The sequence below is a fragment of the Kitasatospora sp. MMS16-BH015 genome (genome assembly GCF_002943525.1).
In the GTDB taxonomy this organism is placed as follows: Bacteria; Actinomycetota; Actinomycetes; order Streptomycetales; family Streptomycetaceae; genus Kitasatospora.
Genome location: NZ_CP025394.1, coordinates 358,728 through 377,162, shown reverse-complemented (window position 1 = coordinate 377,162; position 18,435 = coordinate 358,728). Strand labels below are relative to the sequence as shown.

Here is an 18,435-nt window from a genome sequence, read left to right as displayed (position 1 = left end):
CCGTCAGGGGCTTCAGCGGCGGCGCCGGGCGGCGGCGGCGGTGCGGGCGACGGCGCCGAGCAGGAGGAGGGCGAGGGAGGTGGTGAGCCAGGGGTGGGGGTCGGTGCCGGTCTCGGGGAGGGGCGGGGGGTTGGTGCGGTCGTAGCGGTTGGTGAGGTCGAGGGTGGCCGGGTCGAGGGCCAGAGTGAGGGCGTTGGCGGGGGAGTCGTGCTCGATGGTGGTGGCGTCGGCCCCGGCCGGGTCGGGCTCGGTGAGCCAGCAGCGGGAGCCGGCGGGCAGCGGGGCGGGCAGGTCGTCCACCTGGCGCGGGGCGCCGGCCCGCAGCTGGTAGCGGCGGCGGTCGACCAGGACGAGCGGCTGGGTGCCGGGGGCGGTGGTCAGGGTGCAGCTGAGCTCGACGGTGAACTCGCGGTCGCCGACCGCCGCCGCGCCCGGCCCGGCCAGGTGCTTGAGCAGGGCCAGGGTGGTGGGGCGGTAGTCGTTGGTGGCGGTGATGGTCAGGCCGGTGGAGTCGGCGGTGACCTCGGCGGCGTGCTGCTCGTCCGGGTGGGAGACCGTCACCGTGGTGGCCCCGCCCGGGAGTTCGGCGGCCCAGCAGCGGGTGCCGGTGAGCAGCAGCTCGGGCAGGGTGACCGGCTGCCCGGGCCGGAGGGTGACGGTGCGGTCGAGCACCCCGAGGCCGTCCCGGCGGCAGATCACGTGCAGCTGGAAGACGGCCTCGCGCAGGTACCCGGCCTGGGCCAGCGGGCCGGTGAGCTGCTTGGCCAGGGTGAGCCGGGCGGCGTGGAAGCCGTTGGTCAGCTCGGCGGTGGCGAGGTCGGTCAGGCCCTCCTTGATCAGCACGGACCGGACCGGCGGGGCGGGCTGGTCGGCGCCGCCGGCCTCGGTCTCGGTGACGGTGCAGAGGGCGCCGACCGGGAGGCCGTCCAGCTGTCCGGTGAGGTGGTCGGGCCCGGTGAGGTCCAGGGTGTGGGTGACCACGCCGGTGCGGCCGTTGAACTCGCAGTCGACCGCGAAGCGGAACGGGCCGGTGGCCAGCGCCCCGCCGGGGCCGGTGAGCTTCTTGGCGATCCGGAGCGAGCCGGTGGCGAACTCGTTGGTGACGATCACGGTGGCCACCGGGCCGACCGAGGCGACGCTGTCGAGGGTGCCGCGCCCGGTCGTGGCGTCGATGCGGGCCGAGCTGACCAGCTGGTAGTGGACCTGGGTGGCGCCGCCGTTGTCGGTCTCGTCCACCTGGCACCTGGCGCCCTCGGGCAGGTCGGTGAGGGCCTGGGAGTCGTCCCCGGTGAAGACCAACTGCTGGGGGAAGTCCGGCAGCCGGGTGCCGTTGAAGGAGCAGTCCACGGTGATCTTGAACGGGCCCTGGCCGACGGCCTGGCCGGCCTCGCCGGTGACGCGCTTGGCGATCACCAGGTCCTTGCGCGGGTACTGGTTGCTGATGTCGCCGGTCTGGTGGGTGGCGCGGTCGGGGGCGGGCACGACGGTCAGCACGATCGCCCGGCCCGGGCCCTGGTTGCTGCTCTGGGCACCGGCCGATTCGGTCTCCCAGAACCGGCAGACGGCACCGACCGGCACACCGGTCAGGTCGAACGGCCGGTCGCGGCCGAACTCCGCCTCGCCGGAGCGGACTTCGACGACCGCGCCGGAGCCGGTGGTGACCAGGCAGGAGTAGGCCAGCTTGAACGGGCCGACCGGGACGCCCGGCGGCGGGTCGAGCACGGTCTTGACGATCCGGATGTTGCCGAAGAGCAGGCCGATGCCCGCCTTGGGCGGCTCGGTCACCGGCAGCCTGGTCAGCGAGCCGTTGACGCTGACCGTCTCGGTGTGGGCGAAGGAGTTCCAGGCCACGGAGGGGTACTCCGCCATGGTCAGGTCGGTCGGGGCCTGGAGCGGCACGGTGAAGGTGACGGCCGCGCCCGGGGCCAGGCCGGCGGGGAAGGTGACGTCGGCCTCGAAGGCGGTGGCCCGGTCGGTGGCGCCGTTCCAGGAGGCGGTGGCGCACTTGCGCTTGGGCGTCTCCACCTTGCGGCCGCACGGGTTGCCGGTGGTGGTGTAGGTCAGCGCGGCGCTGCCCGGCCCGTCGTAGCCGACCGGGCCGCTGAGCGCGGGCACGGTGTCCCACTGGGTGCCGCGCTGCTCGTCGCCGAGCAGCACGCCGGTGTCCTTGGGCGCGGGCAGCACGTCGAGGAGCTGGAGCGAACGGGCGGGCTCGGTGCCCGAGTTCTCCACTCGGATCAGGTAGGAGAAGTCCTGGCCGGCCAGGGTGAGCGCGACGCAGGGGTAGCGGGTGTAGGTGGTGCCTGCGACGGTCAGTTCGGGGCAGCGCGGGTCGCCGGCCGGGACGGGTTTGCCGGTGGCGTCCAGGTACCCCAGACCGCGGTCACCGGTCACCCACTTGGCGGCGTCGAAGGAGACGCCCGAGCGGGTGGTGATCTGCGCGGTGGAGGTGCAGAAGGTGCCCGTGCCGTACCGGGGGTCGTCCTGGCGGGTGCCGAGGCGGGGCGAGGACGGGTCGCAGTTGAGCTTGGAGACGGTGTCCGAGCCGGCGCCGAACTCGTTGGTGATGGTGGTGCCGGCGGCCACGCCGCCGTTGAGCTTGACCTGGTAGCCGAGGGTCACCTCGCTGCCCGGGTAGAAGGTCCAGCCGGTGAACCGCCAGCGCAGCTTGGTGATCCGCCCGCTCGCGTCCCGGTCCGGCTCGAAGGTGACCTGGGCGGGCTGGGTGGCGCCGGTCGGCAGCTGGTAGCGGATGGTGTACGGGCGGCCCTGGTCGCCCTGGAAGGCGTCGTCGAAGCGGAGCCCGGCGGGCACCTCGTCGACCACCACCAGATCGGGCACCGGGGCGGTGCCGGTGTTCTTGACGTGCAGGTTGAACGGGGCGACCGCGCCCGGGCTGAGCACGGTCTGGGCCGGCTCCTTCTCCACCCGGATCTTGTTGGTGCCCTCCCGCACGCTCAGCGTCGCGGTGGCGTCGGGGATCGGGAAGGTGGTGCCGGGGTTCTGCAGGGTGCTCTCACCGGCGGCCTGGGCGGTGTCCGGGACGGTGTCGGGGATCGGGGTGCCCGGCGCCGAGCGCAGGCCGGTGCGCGGACGGACCGTCAGGCAGACGCTGCTGTTCGGGCAGTCGCCCCAGTTCGGGGCGCCGGTGGCGGGCAGGATGTCGTAGCCGCCCTTGGCCGAGGTGAAGGTGACGCGCAGGCCTTGGATGTCGGCGGGGGCGACCCCGGCCGGGAAGCCGGGCTTGGTGCTGCCGGTCGGCGTGCCGTTGACGAAGACCGGCGGCACCGAGCGGCAGCCGGTGGTGCAGACGTCCACCTGGACGCGGTCGGCGCCGTTCGGGAAGGTCACGCCGCTCAGGGCGGAGACGGTGACGGCGTCGAAGAAGCCCGGGTCGAGGTCGGTGACCACCAGCCGCTTGAGGCCCAGGTTGCCGGTGTTCACGGCGGTCAGCCGCACCGTGACGTCCTGCGGGGAGACGCCGGTGACCGGGCGCAGCACGGTGGCCGGGACGAGGGTCTTCTGGAGCGAGGCGGCGGCCTTGGGCGGCTTGACCTCCAGGGCGGGGGAGCAGCTGGGGTTGCCGTTCTCGACCCCGTTGACGCTGACCACGGCGCAGTTGCGCAGGGTGCCGGAGGTGACGCCCGGGCGCAGCCGCACCGTCACGGTGGCCCGCATGAAGCCCTGCGGCGGGATGCCGTCCGGTTCGGTGATCCGCACGCCCTTGGCCCGGGCGAGCAGCGCGGAGTCCGGCGGCACGTAGGCCACCCAGGTCTTGACGGTGGGGTCGTAGAGTTCGAGGCCGATGTGGAGCGAGCGCGGGCTGCCGTCGGTCTGGACGCCGACGATCTCCAGCTGGTCGAAGGGGTTGCCGGGGGCCAGCGGGTCGGCCGGGTCGGTGACCCGGACGTTGGGCTGGGTGACGTTGCCGGTGTTGGTGTAGCCGAGGCTGAAGTCGAGGTTCTGGCCGGGCGGGATCTCCGTCCAGGAGGCGGACTTGAAGCCGTTGCCGTCCGGGTTGCGCTCCTGCACCTTGAGGTCGGCGCAGGCCGTGATGGCCGCCGAGCCGGAGCCGTTGGCCGGGTTGGCGGCGCTCGCGTCGGCGCAGTCGCGGACGCCGTCCTTGGTGTCCTGGGCGGTCACCTTGGAGTTGAGCGTGCCGTTGACGCTGAGCTTTCCGGTGGCGCCGGGCTTGATGGTGCCGGCGCCGTTCTGCTCGCCCCGGTAGGTGACCGAGATCCGCTTGGGCGGGCTGCCGGCCGGGCAGCCGGTGCTGGGCCGGGTCTGCGAGGCGGGCGGGTTGGCGAGGGTGACGGGAGCGACGGTGGAGCCGTCCCGGCAGGTCACGGTGAGCACGGCGGTGGTGGCCCCGGCGGGGAAGTCGAGCTTGAGCTTGGCGGCGTCCACCTTGTCGAACTCGTGGGCGGCCGAGGCCGAGTCCGAGGGCTCGGTGATGGTCAGCTCGGAGACCGCGAAGGGGGAGCTGTTGGTGGCGTTGAGCTGGGCGGTGACGCCGGAGTTCTCGCCGCGCACGGCGGTGCCGTTCTGGGTGAAGTCACCCCGGTTGTCGGGGAAGAACCGCTTGTCCAGGTCGACGGTGGCGATGTTCGGCAGGATGTCGTGGTCGGCGCAGGCCTGGAGGCCGATGATGGTGAACCGGCTGGCGGCGTCCTTGACACTCGGCTCGGCGCAGTTGTGCACGGTCTTGCGGGTGGCCGGGTTGATCGCCGCGCCGCTGGTGCGCTCGGTACGGCGCAGTTTGAGCTTGACCGGCACGGTGGCGCCCTCGGCGTCGTAGGGCAGGGCGGCGCCGGTGGAGTTGGAGAACTCGAAGCGCACCCCCGTGACCTGACCGGCCGTCACCCCGGGCGGCAGGGTGAGGTCCGGGCCGGGGGTGGCCGGGGCGTTCACCCAGTCGCCCTCCGCGCAGGGGTGGGGGCTGGCCGGCGGCTTGGTGCAGACCCGCACCGTGACCTGGTCGGCGCCCTTGGGCATCCGGCCGACCGGGCCGAGCGAGACCAGGTCGAAGTTCTCGTACACCGCCGCGGTGTCGTCCTCGATCCGCAGCAGGCTCACGCCCGCCACGGCCGCCGAGGTGTTGGCGGTGCCCAGGGTGACGGTGGACTCGCCGTCGCTCTGCGCCACGTCGCTGCCGGGCTGCCAGCTCTTGGTCGCCTTGGCGTCCAGGTTCTTCGGCACGGTGACGGTCTGGGTGACGGTGCCGAGCACCTCGGTCGCGTTGTCGGCCTTGGCCACGGCCGTGTTGGTGACGGAGTCGCCGTCCTCGAGCGGCCCGTTCTCGGGCACCCGCATGCCGATCGACACGTCGGCCGTCGTCCCGGCGGGCAGCCCCACCGAGCCCGCCGGGTTGGGCGGGGAGGCCAGCGGGCTGCGGAACTCCACCCGCAGCTTCCGGGTGGCCGGGTCGTAGGCCACCAGCTGGTTGGGGGTGGTGGGCGGCAGCGAGGTCTGGTCGAACTCGGCCGGGAGGACGTCCTCCAGCACGGCGTTGACGCAGGAGACGCTCAGCGAGGAGCAGGAGAGGGTCAGCTTGTACGAGAAGGTGGAGCCCGGCACCAGCGGGTTCGGGGCGCCCTCGACCGCCTTGGTGAGGGACATCACCGGCCCGGCCGCGGCGGCCGGGGGCACGCCCAGCAGGGTCGCGGCCAGCGCGAGCACAGCGGTGACGGCCGCCGCTCGGACGGTCCGGTGGGGGGTGAGGCTGGAGACCATGGGCGCCCGTCCGATCCAGTCGACCTGAGTGATCGTCACATTAGGTGACAGCTCGGTCGCGGTCGGGGAGGGCGCGCACGGTCCTGCCCGGACGGCCTAACGGCGGGTCAGCCCGCCGGCGGGCCCGCCGGAGTTCTTCGGCTCAGCAGCCCGGCGGGCCGGTCGGGTTGGCCTCGATCCAGGCCCGGAGCTGCTCCGGGGTGACGGACGGGTCTGCCGCCCGGCTGACGGTGGTCTCGGTGGAGAGGATGGTGGTGGCCACCGCCGGGCAGCGGCCGCAGGCGTCCGCCCCGGCCTGGTTCCACCACTTGCAGTGGTGGCGCAGGTGGCAGTGCGGCAGCGGCGCGTCGGCCGCCTTGGGCGGCAGGGTGCGGAGCTTGGTGATCAGGGTGCACTCGGGGCCGGCGCGGTGGGCGCAGCCGCTCTCGCAGTGCGAGGCGAACCGCAGCACCCGGGTCGGTTCGATGCCCGCCGGGACCAGCGCCAGCGCCTCGGCGGCCGGCATCGGCTCGGCCAGGTAGGTCAGTCCCCCGTCGTCCTGGGAGCGCACGCCGAGGACGACCGACTCGGCCTCGCGACCGTGGCCGCTCGGGCACCACAGGGGTGCCGCCTCGGCAGGGGTGTCGAGCACGTCCTCGACGTCCATGTGGTCCTCCGACCGGACTGGGCCGGTTAGGCGGGCTTGCCGGGGGTCTGCGCGTCGAAGGTGTTGCCCTCGTTGGCGGCCTCCACGGCGACGGCCTTGGCCAGGTGCGCCCGGAAGTCGGCCGCGGTCACGATGCGGGCGGGCTTCGGGGTGGCGGCGGAGGCGGTGGCGGCACCGGCGGCGACGAGGCCGGCGGCCACCACTGCGGTGGCGGTGAGACGGCGAGCGGAGATCATGGGGTCCTCCCGAGGGTCGATGAGTGGGACCGCTCCGCGCCCCCGGGAGCCGAAGACGGCGCCGGAGACGGGAACGGGCGCACCGCCGTGGTCACAGCCCACGGCGGTGCGCCCGCTCATCATTCCGCCGCCCCGCGGTCCTGCCCAGGCCTGCGGACGGAACAGACCTGGCCGGAACCTGCCGCCGAAACCCCGCCGGGGCGGAGGATGCGTCAGGTTACGGAGCTACGTCCGGGGTGTCGGACGGCCGACTCGGACGGCCGGCTCGGACGGTCAGCCGTCGAGCCGGTCCACGGCGGTGACCCGGAGCATGGCCCGGCCCTCCTCGTTCGAGCCGACCAGGTCGACCTCGGCCGAGATGCCCCAGTCGTGGTCGCCCGCCGGGTCGTCGAAGATCTGCCGCACCCGCCAGGAGTACTCCTCCTCGGCGTCCGAGGTGTCGATCAGCAGCATCTTGGGCCCGCGCGCGTCCGGGCCGGTGCCCAGGTCGTCGTGCTCGTCCCAGTAGGCGTCCATCGCGTCCGCCCAGCGGTCGGCGTCCCAGCCGTACTCGCCGTCCAGCTCGCCCAGGGTGCCGTAGTGCTCCAGCGCCGCGAGCTCCACTCGGCGGAACATCTCGTTGCGCACCAACACCCGGAAGGCCCGCTCGTTCGCGGTGACCGGCGCCGGGCGCTCGTCCAGCGAGATCTCGGGGGCCTGGTCGTCTGTCGGGTTGGCCAGCTGCTCCCACTCGTCGAGCAGGCTGGAGTCGACCTGGCGGACCAGCTCGCCGAGCCAGGCGATGACGTCCTTGAGGTCGTCGGTCTTCATGTCGTCGGGGACGGTCTGCTCCAGCGCCTTGAACGCGCCGGCCAGGTAGCGGAGCACGATGCCCTCGGTGCGGGCCAGGTCGTAGTGGCCGACGTAGTCCGAGAAGGTCATCGCCCGCTCGTAGAGGTCGCGGACCACCGACTTGGGCGCGAGCGCGTGGTCGCCGATCCAGGGGTGGGCCTGGCGGTAGACCTCGTACGCGTGGTTCAGCAGCTCTTCCAACGGCTTCGGGTAGGTGATCTCCTGGAGCCGCTCCATCCGCTCCTCGTACTCGATGCCGTCCCGCTTCATCTCGCCGATGGCCTCGCCGCGGGCCTTGTTCTGCTGGGAGGCGAGGATCTGGCGCGGGTCGTCGAGGGTGGCCTCGACCACCGAGACCACATCCATCGCGTAGGAGGGGGACTCGCGGTCGAGCAGCTCGAAGGCGGCCAGCGCGAAGGTGGAGAGCGGCTGGTTGAGCGCGAAGTTCTCCTGGAGGTCGACGGTGAGCCGGACGATCCGGCCCTCGGCGTCGGGCTCGGCCAGGCGCTCGACCACGCCGCCGGCCAGCAGCGAGCGGTAGATGGCGATCGCGCTGCGGATGTGGCGGCGCTGCGCGTTCCTGTCCTCGTGGTTGTCGGTCAGCAGCTTGCGCATCGCCTCGAAGGCGTTGCCCGGGCGGCCGATGACGGAGAGCAGCATCGCGTGGCTCACCTTGAACCGGGAGACCAGCGGCTCGGGGTCGGCGGCGATGAGCTTCTCGAAGCCCTCCTCCGTCCAGCCGACGAAACCTTCCGGCGCCTTCTTGCGGACGACCTTGCGCTTCTTCTTCGGGTCGTCACCCGCCTTGGCGACGGCCTTCTCGTTCTCGATCACGTGCTCGGGCGCCTGGGCGACCACCTGGCCCACGGTGTCGAACCCGGCCCGGCCGGCCCGCCCGGCGATCTGGTGGAACTCACGGGCGCGCAGGGTGCGCACCCGGATGCCGTCGTACTTGGAGAGCGCGGTGAACAGCACGGTGCGGATCGGCACGTTGACGCCCACGCCCAGGGTGTCGGTACCGCAGATCACCTTGAGCAGACCGGCCTGGGCCAGGCGCTCGACCAGGCGGCGGTACTTGGGCAGCATGCCCGCGTGGTGCACGCCGATGCCGTGGCGGACGTACCGGGAGAGGTTGCGGCCGAACTTGGTGGTGAAGCGGAAGCGGCCGATCAGGTCGGCGATCGCCTCCTTCTCCTCCTTGGAGCACATGTTGATGCTCATCAGCGACTGCGCGCGCTCGACGGCTTCCTTCTGGGTGAAGTGCACGACGTAGACCGGTGCCTGACCGGTCTTCAGCAGCTCCTCCAGAGTGTCGTGCAGGGTGGTGCGGCGGTACTCGTAGAAGAGGGGGACGGGCCGGGTGGCCGAGCGGACCACGGTGGTCGGGCGGCCGGTGCGGCGGGTCAGGTCCTCCTCGAAGCGGCGGACGTCGCCGAGGGTGGCCGACATCAGCAGGAACTGCACCTGCGGCAGCTCCAGGATCGGGATCTGCCAGGCCCAGCCGCGGTCGGGCTCGGCGTAGAAGTGGAACTCGTCCATGACCACCTGGCCGATGTCGGCCCGGTCGCCGTCGCGCAGCGCGATGTTGGCCAGCACCTCGGCGGTGCAGCAGATGATCGGCGCGGTCGGGTTGACGCTCGCGTCACCCGTCATCATGCCGACCTGCTCGGTGCCGAAGATCTTCACCAGGTCGAAGAACTTCTCCGAGACCAGGGCCTTGATCGGGGCGGTGTAGAAGGTGCGCTTGCCCTCGGCGAGGGCGGCGAAGTGCGCCCCGGCCGCGACCAGGCTCTTCCCCGACCCGGTGGGCGTGGCCAGGATGACGTTGTTGCCGGAGACCAGCTCGATCAGCGCCTCCTCCTGGGCTGGGTACAGCGAGATCCCACGCTCCATCGCCCACTCGGCGAAGGTCTCGAACAGCGAGTCGGGCGTGGCGGGCTTCGGCATCAGGTCCAGGAGGGTCACCGGGCTATCTTGCCTGCTCGGGACCGGCGCGGGCAAAGCCCGGGGCGGAGCGGAGCGGGCTACCGCGACTGCGGCGCCGGCCCGGGTACGCCCGCCCCGGGTGCGGGCAGCGGAGCGTAGGCGAACCAGCCGATCGGTCCGGGCCGGTCAGCGGTGGTGGCGGGAGCGGCGACGGCCGCGCCGAGCAGCAGGACGGTGGCGCTGATGACGCCCAGCCATCTGACGGGTCGTGCCACGCTGTGCCTCCCTCGGGCGGGGCCGGTCGGTACCACTCTGTCTACCAGGCGACTACGCGTCGTGACGATCGGCCGGTCGGGTGAAGGGGTGGGCGAAGGTCAGGGGCTGACCGCGAGGACCAGGTAGGCCGCCATCACGGCGAGGTGGACACCGCCCTGGAGGGGGGTGGCGCGGCCCGGCATCACGGTGAGGGTGCCGACGGCGATGGAGAGGGCGAGCAGCACCATGTGGGTCGGGTCGAGCCCGAGGACGAGCGGGCCGGAGAGCCAGGTGGAGGCGACGGCCACGGCGGGGATGGTGAGGCCGATCGAGGCCAGGGCCGAGCCGTGGGCCAGGTTGAGGCTGGTCTGCATCCGGTCGCGAGCGGCCGAGCGGATGGCGGAGATGGTCTCGGGCAGCAGCACCAGCATGGCGATCACCACGCCGACCACCGAGGCGGGCAGGCCGGCGTCGGCCACCGTCCGCTCGATCGTCGGGGAGACGCCCTTGGCCAGGCCGACCACCGAGACCAGGGCGACGCCCAGCAGGCTCAGGCTCAGCCAGGCCTCGCGGCTGGTGGGCGGGGCGGCGTGCTCCTCGTCGGCGGGTGCCGGAGCCGGAGCCGGAGCGGGCGTGGGGGTCTGGGTCGGGGTCGGGCTGCCCGGGGAGACGGCCGGGACGGCGGTGGCGGTGGCGTCGGCGGTGGCCCGGGCCGGTTGGCGGCTCGGGGCGAGGAAGTAGTCGCGGTGCCGCACCGTCAGGGTCGCGACGAACAGCAGGTAGACGATCAGCGAGGCCGTGGCGGCGAAGACCAGTTGGGTGGGGGAGAACTGCGGGCCCGGCGTGCTGGTGGTGAAGGTCGGCAGCACCAGGCTGAGCACGGCGAGGGTGGCGATCGCGCCGAACGCGGCGCCGGTGCCCTCGGAATTGAAGACCGCCACCCGGTGCTTGAGTGCGGTGACCAGGATCGAGATGCCGACGATCCCGTTGCAGGTGATCATCACCGCGGCGAAGACGGTGTCCCGGGCCAGGGTGGCGTTCTTCTCGCTGCCGTCCGCCATCAGCGTGACGATCAGCGCGACCTCGATGATCGTCACCGCCACCGCGAGCACCAGCGAGCCGAACGGCTCGCCGACCCGATGGGCGATCACCTCCGCGTGGTGCACGGCCGCCAGCACGGCCCCCGCCAGGAAGACCGCGACCAGGGCGACCAGCCCGCCGGGCAGGGATCTGCCCCAGGTCAGCGCCAACAGGACGAAGGCGAGCACGGGTACGAGGGTGGTCCACTTGCGGAGCTCGGCGATCATGTCTCCGAGTCTCGCAGGCGGCGCCGCGCCGGACCGTTTTTTCCGGTTGACGGTGAGTCGCCGCCTTCGTCCGGCCGACGGGGGATCAGCCCTGTGGTGGGAGTGGGGTCGTGGCGGTTTCGGCGATCGGACGGGAGGCCCTTCGGGGCGTCGCGAGTGGCGTCCGGCACGGTCGATCCATGAGATATCCCACATTTCCGGACGCCGGATCTGCGGAGTTGCGGCAATGACGGCAGATCAGGTGGGGGTGGCGTTTCGGCGAATTCGGCGGGCTGGATCATTGTGATTCGTCTGCTGAATTCACCGAGAAGAAGGCTCCGGAATGTCTCGTGATCCCTTTCCTTCCTGACGGCCGGTCTGCTGCCGGCCCTCCCCACCGCCGGCTGCTCCGGTGCACCGAAGCGGCGGAGCGGGCCGGCTCGTTCCACGTGCAGGGTGAGGCCGGTGACGCGCGCAACAGCGGGACGATCGCCTTGGCGGAGGACCACCAGGGCAACTGCAGTGGCATCCTCCAGGCGCCCGGCGTGGGCACGATCGAGATCCGTCGCACCACCGACCACACCTGGGCCAAGCCGGACGACGACGCCTGGCGAGCCCGTCCGGGCGGGGGTGCGGCGCCGATGGGGGATGACCACACTGGAGGTATGAGCGCCACCCGGGCCGAACCCGGGCTCGGCCTCCCGAGCCTGCCGGCTCGGATCGCGGAGCCCGGTGAGGCGATCACCATGGACGAGCTGCGGCTCGCCTCCCGCAACCATGCGATGCCGTTGGAGGCGTTGCGGCACGAGCTGACCCCGGCCGGGCTGCACTACCTGCTGATCCACTACGACATCCCCGAGGCCGAGCCAGGACACTGGCGGCTGCGCCTCGGCGGGGCCGTCGACCGGCCGGTGGAGCTGAGCCTGGCCGAGCTGCGGGCCCGGCCGAGGGTGACCCACACCGTCACCCTGGAGTGCGCCGGCAACGGCCGGGCCCTGCTCGACCCCCGGCCGCTCAGCCAGCCCTGGCTGGACGGCGGGGTCGGCACCGCCGAGTGGACGGGCACCCCGCTGGCCCCGCTGCTGCGCGAGGCCGGGCTCGACCCGGCGGCCGTGGAGGTCTGCTTCACCGGCGCCGACCACGGGGTGGAGCGCGGCGTCGAGCAGACCTACGCCCGCAGCCTGCCGCTGGCCGAGGCGCTGCGCGAGGACGCGCTGCTGGCCGACACCATGAACGGCGCGCCGCTGCCCCCGCAGCACGGCGCGCCGCTGCGCCTGGTGGTGCCCGGCTGGTACGGGATGGCGCAGGTCAAGTGGCTGACCGAGGTCACCGTGCTCACCGAGCCGTTCACCGGCTTCCAGCAGGTGGTCGCCTACCGCTTCAAGCAGGAGGCCGAGGACCCGGGCGAGCCCGTCACCCGGATCGGCCCGCGCGCCCTGATGGTGCCGCCCGGCTTCCCCGACTTCATGAGCCGGGTCCGGGTCTGCGAGCGCACCGCCCAGCTGCTGACCGGCCGCGCCTGGTCCGGCCGCCCGCCGGTCACCGCCGTGGAGGTGAGCACCGACGGCGGGCTCAGCTGGCAGCCCGCCGCGCTCGGCCCGGCCGCCGACACCTACGCCTGGCGGCCCTGGCACCACCCCTGGCACCCCGAGGTCCCTGGCACGTACCGCCTGATGGTGCGGGCGAGCGACGCGAGCGGCCGGGCCCAGCCGGCGGGGCCGGACTGGAACCGGCAGGGGATGGGGAACAACGGGGTGCAGGTGGTGGACGTGGTGGTGCGGTAGCCGGCCATGGGGGCGTACGGCCGGCCTGGCGGCCTCAGGCGGTGGGTGCGCTCCACCGCGGGTCGCGGCCCGAGGCGGCCAGGGCGCGGTCGAGCGGGCCGGCGGTGGCCGGCGTCGGGAGCGGGTCGGCGAAGCCCTCGTACCGGCGGTAGGTCTCGGCGTGCTCCTCGACCACCGCGAGGATCAGGCCGGCGAGTTCCTCGTCGATCTCCAGCTGTTGGCCGGTGGCCTTGGCGACGTCCCAGCCGTGCAGGACCATCTCCTTCACCACCAGCTGGGCGATGGTGACCGCCGGTACGGACATCCCGCCGAGGTCGATCTCGCCGTCCCAGGCGGCCGGTTCGGCCCAGGCCGCCACCGCGCGGTCGAGCTGCGCCGCGTAGGCCGCGGCCCAGTCGGGGGTGGCGGTGAAGTCGGTGGCGGTCAGCTCGGGCGGCAGCGGTTCGCGGCGGGCGCGGCGCTCCAGGCCGTGCGAGGTGTAGAGCACCCAGTGGTTGACCAGGGCCTTGGTGTCGTACTCGGCACAGGGCGTCGGCCCGGCCAGCTGTTCGGGGCGGACCCCGCGTGCGATCCGGGCGGCCTCCGCCGCGGCGCGGGCCATCAGGGGGTGGAGTGCGTGCTCGTTCATGCCCCGATCCTGGCCGGGCGGCCCGGCCGTGTCTTGAACAAAAGCGACGGGCCGAGGGGCGGGGCGTCAGGGGCGAGGAGGCCGAGGCTCACGGGCCCCGTTCGACCGGGCCACCCGCACTCCCTAGGCTGGCGGCATGAGCTCTCCGGACCTGGGGCGTGGAGTGCTGCACCCGCACCGGGCCGCGGCCGTGATCAGCGTGGCCCAGCAGGCGCCGGCGGCCGGGCTGGCGCCGTTCGTGGAGTTCCACTGGCTGGTGCGGTGGGACCGGCGGGGGCGGCCGGAGCACGAGCAGAAGGTGCTGGCGCACCCCCATGTGCACCTGGTCTTCGAGGCGCCGGTGGCGCGGGTGTACGGGGTGGACCGGTCGGTGTTCGTGCGGCGGCTGTCGGGGCGCGGGCAGGTGCTGGGCGTGAAGTTCCGGCCCGGTGGGTTCCGTCCGTTCCTGGGGCGGGCGGTGGCGGAGCTGGCGGACCGGTCGGTGCCGGCCGAGGAGGTGTTCGGAGCCGGGGTGGCGGCGGTCAACGAGGCGGTGCTCGCGAGCGAGGGGGAGGTCGGCGAACTCGCGGCGGTCGCCGAGGAGTTCCTGCTCGCGCGGGTGCCGGAGCCGGATCCGGTGGCGGAGCAGGTGGCCGGCCTGGTGGCGCGGATCACCGGTGGGTCGGACCTGCGCCGGGTCGACCAGCTGGCCGCCGAAGCCGGCCTCACCGTACGCCGGCTGCAGCGGCTGTTCGCCGAGTACGTCGGGGCGAGCCCCAAGTGGGTGCTCCGCCGGGCCCGGCTGCACGAGGCCGCCGAGCGGGCGCACGGGGGCCGGGCCGTCGACTGGGCCGAACTCGCGGCCGACCTCGGCTACGCCGATCAAGCCCATCTGACCCGGGACTTCACGGCGGCCGTGGGCACCTCGCCGGCCCGGTACGCGGCCCAGGCCCCGATCGACGGCGGATAGTCGGTAAACCTGCTCGTCATGGTTTGGCGTGAAACGGAACTGAGCCTGCGTTATCCGCGCGTAGCACTACTCCTTTCGTCCGATAGCTCCTACCCTCAACGGTCTGAACCGTCTTCACCCGAGGAGAAGACCATGGGCCGAGTGGTGCGCGCCGCCCTGTTCCAGACCGCGTGGACGGGCGACAAGGAGACGATGATCGCGGCCCACGAGCGGGCCGCGCGGGAGGCCGCCGCGCAGGGGGCACAGGTGATCGGCTTCCAGGAGGTGTTCAATGCCCCGTACTTCTGCCAGGTCCAGGAGCCGGAGCATTACGGCTGGGCCGAGCCGGTGCCGGACGGGCCCACCGTGCGGCGGATGCAGGAGCTGGCCCGGGAGCTGCACCTGGTGATCGTGGTGCCGGTGTACGAGGTCGAGCAGAGCGGGTTCTACTACAACACCGCCGCCGTGATCGACGCCGACGGCAGCTACCTCGGCAAGTACCGCAAGCACCACATCCCGCAGGTCAAGGGCTTCTGGGAGAAGTACTACTTCAAGCCCGGCAACCTCGGCTGGCCGGTCTTCGACACGGCCGTCGGCAAGGTCGGGGTGTACATCTGCTACGACCGCCACTTCCCGGAGGGCTGGCGGGCGTTGGGCCTGGCCGGGGCCGAGATCGTCTACAACCCCTCCGCCACCAGCCGGGGCCTGTCGGCCTACCTGTGGCAGTTGGAGCAGCCCGCCGCCGCCGTGGCGAACGAGTACTTCGTGGCCGCGATCAACCGGGTCGGGGTGGAGGAGTACGGCGACAACGACTTCTACGGGACGAGCTACTTCGTCGACCCGCGCGGGCAGTTCGTCGGCGAGCCGGCCTCCGACAAGGACGAGGAGCTGGTGGTCCGCGACCTCGACCTCGGGCTGATCGAGCAGGTCCGCCAGCAGTGGGCCTTCTACCGCGACCGCCGCCCCGAGGCCTACGGGCCGCTCACCGAGGCCTGAGGGAGGGCGAGTTGACTCGTACGCTGATCCGGGGCGGCCTGGTGATCACCGCCGCCGAGGAAGTGGCCGCCGACGTGCTGGTGGAGGGCGAGCAAGTGGTCGCGCTCGCCGCCACCGGCAGTGCGGTGGCGGGGAGTTGGACGGCCGAGCGCGTGATCGACGCCACCGGGTGCTACGTCATCCCGGGCGGGGTGGACGCGCACACCCACATGGAGCTGCCGTTCGGCGGCACCGCCGCCTCCGATACCTTCGAGACCGGCACCCGGGCCGCCGCCTGGGGCGGGACCACCACCATCGTGGACTTCGCGGTGCAGTCGGTGGGGGCCAGTCTGCGGGCCGGGCTGGACAGTTGGCACGCCAAGGCCGAGGGCAACTGCGCGATCGACTACGCCTTCCACATGATCCTCTCCGACGTCACCGAGGACAGCCTCAAGGAGATGGACCTGCTGGTGGGCGAGGGGATCACCTCGTTCAAGCTGTTCATGGCCTACCCCGGGGTGTTCTACAGCGACGACGGCCGGATCCTGCGGGCGATGCAACGCGGCGCCGAGAACGGCGGGTTGATCATGATGCACGCCGAGAACGGCATCGCGATCGACGTGCTGGTCGAGCAGGCGCTCGCCGCGGGCAAGACCGCGCCGCGCTACCACGGCGAGGTGCGGCGGGAGTTGCTGGAGGCGGAGGCCACCCACCGGGCGATCAAGCTGGCCCAGGTGGCCGGGGCACCGCTCTACGTGGTGCACGTCTCGGCCGAGTCGGCCGTGGCCGAGCTGGCCGCCGCCCGCGACCTCGGCCTGCCGGTGTTCGGCGAGACCTGCCCGCAGTACCTCTTCCTCTCCACCGACAACCTCGCCGAGGAGGGGGCCGACGGCTTCGAAGGCGCCAAGTACGTCTGCTCGACGCCGCTGCGCCCGCGCGAGCACCAGGCCGCGCTCTGGCGAGGGCTGCGCACCAACGACCTGCAGGTGGTCTCCACCGACCACTGCCCGTTCTGCTTCACCGGGCAGAAGGAGCTCGGCCGGGGCGACTTCTCGAAGATCCCGAACGGCCTGCCCGGGGTGGAGAACCGGATGGACCTGCTCCACCAGGCCGTGGTGGACGGCCACGTGAGCCGCCGCCGGTGGATCGAGATCGCCTGCGCCACCCCGGCCCGGATGTTCGGCCTCTACCCGCGCAAGGGCACCATCGCGCCCGGCTCCGACGCCGACCTGGTGGTCTACGACCCGCAGGCGGTGCAGACCCTCTCGGCCGCCACCCACCACATGAACGTGGACTACTCCGCGTACGAGGGACGCCGCATCACGGGCCGGGCCCGCACGGTGCTCTCCCGGGGTACGGTCGTGATCGAGGACGGTGCGTACCTCGGCCGGGCCGGCCACGGCCGGTTCCAGCCCCGCGCCACCTGTCAGTACCTGGACTGAACCCCCTTGACTAGGAGTCCACTTGGACATCGGCCTCGTCCTCCAGACCGACCCGCCGGCCCGGCTGCTCGTCGAGCGGATGCGGCGGGCGGAAGCCGCCGGGTTCACCCATGGGTGGACCTTCGACTCGGCGGTGCTCTGGCAGGAGCCGTTCGTGATCTACAGTCAGATCCTGAGCCAGACCGAGCGGTTGACGGTCGGGCCGATGGTGACCAACCCGGGCACCCGGACCTGGGAGGTCACCGCCTCGCTCTTCGCCACGCTGAACGACATGTTCGGCAACCGGACGGTCTGCGGGATCGGCCGGGGGGATTCGGCGATGCGGGTGGCCGGCCGCCGCCCGGCCACCCTGGACCGGCTCTCGGCCGCGATGCACGCCATCAAGGAGCTGGCCGAGGGGCGGGAGGCCGAGGTGGACGGCACCGCCATGCGGATCCCGTGGATCACCCCCGGTGCCCGACTGCCCATCTGGATGGGCGCGTACGGCCCCAAGGCGCTCGCGCTCACCGGACGGCAGGCGGACGGGTTCATCCTCCAGCTGGCCGACCCGTTCCTCACCGAGTGGATGGTCAAGGCCGTCCGGCAGGCCGCCGTCGAGGCCGGGCGTGACCCGGCCTCGGTCACCGTCTGCGTGGCCGCCCCGGCCTACGTCACGGCCGACGACTCGCCCGCCGCGCTGGCCCACGCCCGGGAGCAGTGCCGCTGGTTCGGCGGGATGGTCGGCAACCACGTGGCCGACCTGGTGGCCCGCTACGGGGAGCACTCCGAGGTGATCCCCGAGGCGCTGACCGCCTACATCAAGGACCGCGAGGGTTACGACTACTCACACCACGGCCGGGCCGACAACCCGTCCACCGCCTTCGTGCCGGACGAGATCGTCGACCGGTTCTGCCTGATCGGCCCGGCGGCCGCCCACCGGGAGCGGCTGGCCGAGCTGAAGGCCCTGGGCGTGGACCAGTTCGCGATCTACGCGATGCACGACGCGATCGAGCCCACCATCGACGCGTACGGCAGCGAGGTGATCGGCCGGGTCTGAGCGGTTCGCAGTAGTGACGGGCGGGTGGCTCGAACCGGTGCCGGTTCGAGCCACCCGCCCGTGTCGCATCCGCTGCCCGTGAGGTGTGCGCTGCCAGGGTTGGGTCAGTCGCCCGGGGCCTGCTCGCGGAGCGGAAAGGCCATCAGGCTGAGGCTGACCGGGGTGGTGCCCGGGGTGCGGACCGGCCGGGCGGCCTCGTGGAGCTCGACGGCCAGGGCCGCGAGCCGCTGTCGGGCGCTCTCCCAGAGCTCGGGGTCGAGCCAGAGCTCGGCGTCCACCGTCACGCCGGCGGCCTCCGGGGCGCGGCGGGCGACGCGTTCGCGCAGCGTGTGCGCCATGGTCTCGGCGAGCAGCTGTGAGCCCTGGGCCTGGTCGGAGAGCGGGGTGCCGCGCACCGCCCGGTAGCGGCGCTCGCGCCCGCCCCGGACCACCCGTTCCTCGGCCAACTCGACCAGCCCGACGGCGTCCAGGCGCCGCAGGTGCTGGCTGGCGAGGGCGTGCGAGACGTCCAGCTCGCGGGCGAGTTCGGCGGCGGACATCGGGGCGGGCCAGATGAGGGTGAGCATCCGGAGCCGCAGCGGGTGGGCGAGCGCGCGCAGCACTGGATCGGTTTCGGTCACCCGATCAGTAAACCGCAGGGCCGTGGATTCCTGCTGCCCTACCCCCAAGCAAATGATTGGGGGTAGGGTGACGCTCCACGGCAGGAGCGGGAAGCACGGCAGGGCCGGT

13 protein-coding genes are annotated in these 18,435 nt (G+C 72.8%); 5 read left to right on the top strand and 8 right to left on the bottom strand.

Going from position 1 to position 18,435, the window contains the following annotated elements; genetic code table 11:
* Positions 1-12 precede the first annotated feature (12 nt).
* From CFP65_RS41995 to CFP65_RS01645, 6 genes are all read right to left on the bottom strand, one after another.
* Positions 13-5,772, bottom strand: a complete 5,760-nt coding sequence (locus CFP65_RS41995) for a DUF5979 domain-containing protein (protein ID WP_158701967.1) — start codon at positions 5,770-5,772, stop codon at positions 13-15.
* A gap of 103 nt (positions 5,773-5,875) precedes the next feature.
* Positions 5,876-6,379, bottom strand: a complete 504-nt coding sequence (locus CFP65_RS01660) for a hypothetical protein (protein ID WP_104814407.1) — start codon at positions 6,377-6,379, stop codon at positions 5,876-5,878.
* Positions 6,380-6,405: 26 nt separating this feature from the next.
* A complete protein-coding gene (locus CFP65_RS38615; protein ID WP_158701966.1) occupies positions 6,406-6,615 on the bottom strand; it encodes a hypothetical protein in 210 nt (69 codons plus the stop codon).
* Positions 6,616-6,888: 273 nt separating this feature from the next.
* The gene (locus tag CFP65_RS01650; RefSeq protein ID WP_174805614.1) at positions 6,889-9,393 is read right to left on the bottom strand and encodes a DEAD/DEAH box helicase; all 2,505 of its coding nucleotides are present in this window, start codon (positions 9,391-9,393) and stop codon (positions 6,889-6,891) included.
* A gap of 77 nt (positions 9,394-9,470) precedes the next feature.
* The gene (locus CFP65_RS38610; protein WP_158701965.1) at positions 9,471-9,647 is read right to left on the bottom strand and encodes a hypothetical protein; all 177 of its coding nucleotides are present in this window, start codon (positions 9,645-9,647) and stop codon (positions 9,471-9,473) included.
* Between the two features lie 99 nt (positions 9,648-9,746).
* Entirely contained in the window at positions 9,747-10,934 is a 1,188-nt protein-coding gene (locus tag CFP65_RS01645) for a calcium:proton antiporter (protein WP_104814405.1), read from the bottom strand.
* A gap of 644 nt (positions 10,935-11,578) precedes the next feature.
* On the opposite strand from CFP65_RS01645, the gene CFP65_RS01640 reads away from it, so the two are divergent.
* Complete coding sequence (locus CFP65_RS01640) at positions 11,579-12,697, top strand: sulfite oxidase (RefSeq protein WP_104820568.1); 1,119 nt, start codon at positions 11,579-11,581, stop codon at positions 12,695-12,697.
* 34 nt (positions 12,698-12,731) lie between these two features.
* Here the strand turns inward: CFP65_RS01640 and CFP65_RS01635 are convergent, their stop codons facing one another.
* On the bottom strand, positions 12,732-13,325 hold the full coding sequence (locus tag CFP65_RS01635; protein WP_104814404.1) for a TIGR03086 family metal-binding protein: 594 nt from the start codon (positions 13,323-13,325) through the stop codon (positions 12,732-12,734).
* A gap of 136 nt (positions 13,326-13,461) precedes the next feature.
* Between CFP65_RS01635 and CFP65_RS01630 the strand changes: the two genes are divergently transcribed.
* The 4 genes from CFP65_RS01630 (at position 13,462) to CFP65_RS01615 (ending at position 17,706) form a co-directional block, all read left to right on the top strand.
* Positions 13,462-14,274, top strand: a complete 813-nt coding sequence (locus CFP65_RS01630; RefSeq protein ID WP_104814403.1) for a helix-turn-helix domain-containing protein — start codon at positions 13,462-13,464, stop codon at positions 14,272-14,274.
* A 132-nt stretch (positions 14,275-14,406) separates the two neighbouring features.
* Positions 14,407-15,249 carry a nitrilase-related carbon-nitrogen hydrolase gene (locus CFP65_RS01625; protein ID WP_104814402.1) on the top strand — a complete coding sequence of 281 codons (843 nt, stop codon included), beginning with the start codon at positions 14,407-14,409 and terminating at the stop codon, positions 15,247-15,249.
* 11 nt (positions 15,250-15,260) lie between these two features.
* A complete protein-coding gene (gene hydA / locus CFP65_RS01620) occupies positions 15,261-16,670 on the top strand; it encodes a dihydropyrimidinase (protein WP_104814401.1) in 1,410 nt (469 codons plus the stop codon).
* A 22-nt stretch (positions 16,671-16,692) separates the two neighbouring features.
* A complete protein-coding gene (locus CFP65_RS01615) occupies positions 16,693-17,706 on the top strand; it encodes a TIGR03842 family LLM class F420-dependent oxidoreductase (RefSeq protein ID WP_104814400.1) in 1,014 nt (337 codons plus the stop codon).
* Between the two features lie 104 nt (positions 17,707-17,810).
* On the opposite strand, the gene CFP65_RS01610 is transcribed toward CFP65_RS01615, so the two are convergent.
* Positions 17,811-18,326 (bottom strand): winged helix-turn-helix domain-containing protein, encoded by a 516-nt coding sequence (locus CFP65_RS01610; RefSeq protein ID WP_104814399.1) that lies wholly within the window; start codon positions 18,324-18,326, stop codon positions 17,811-17,813.
* Positions 18,327-18,435: the final 109 nt, after the last annotated feature.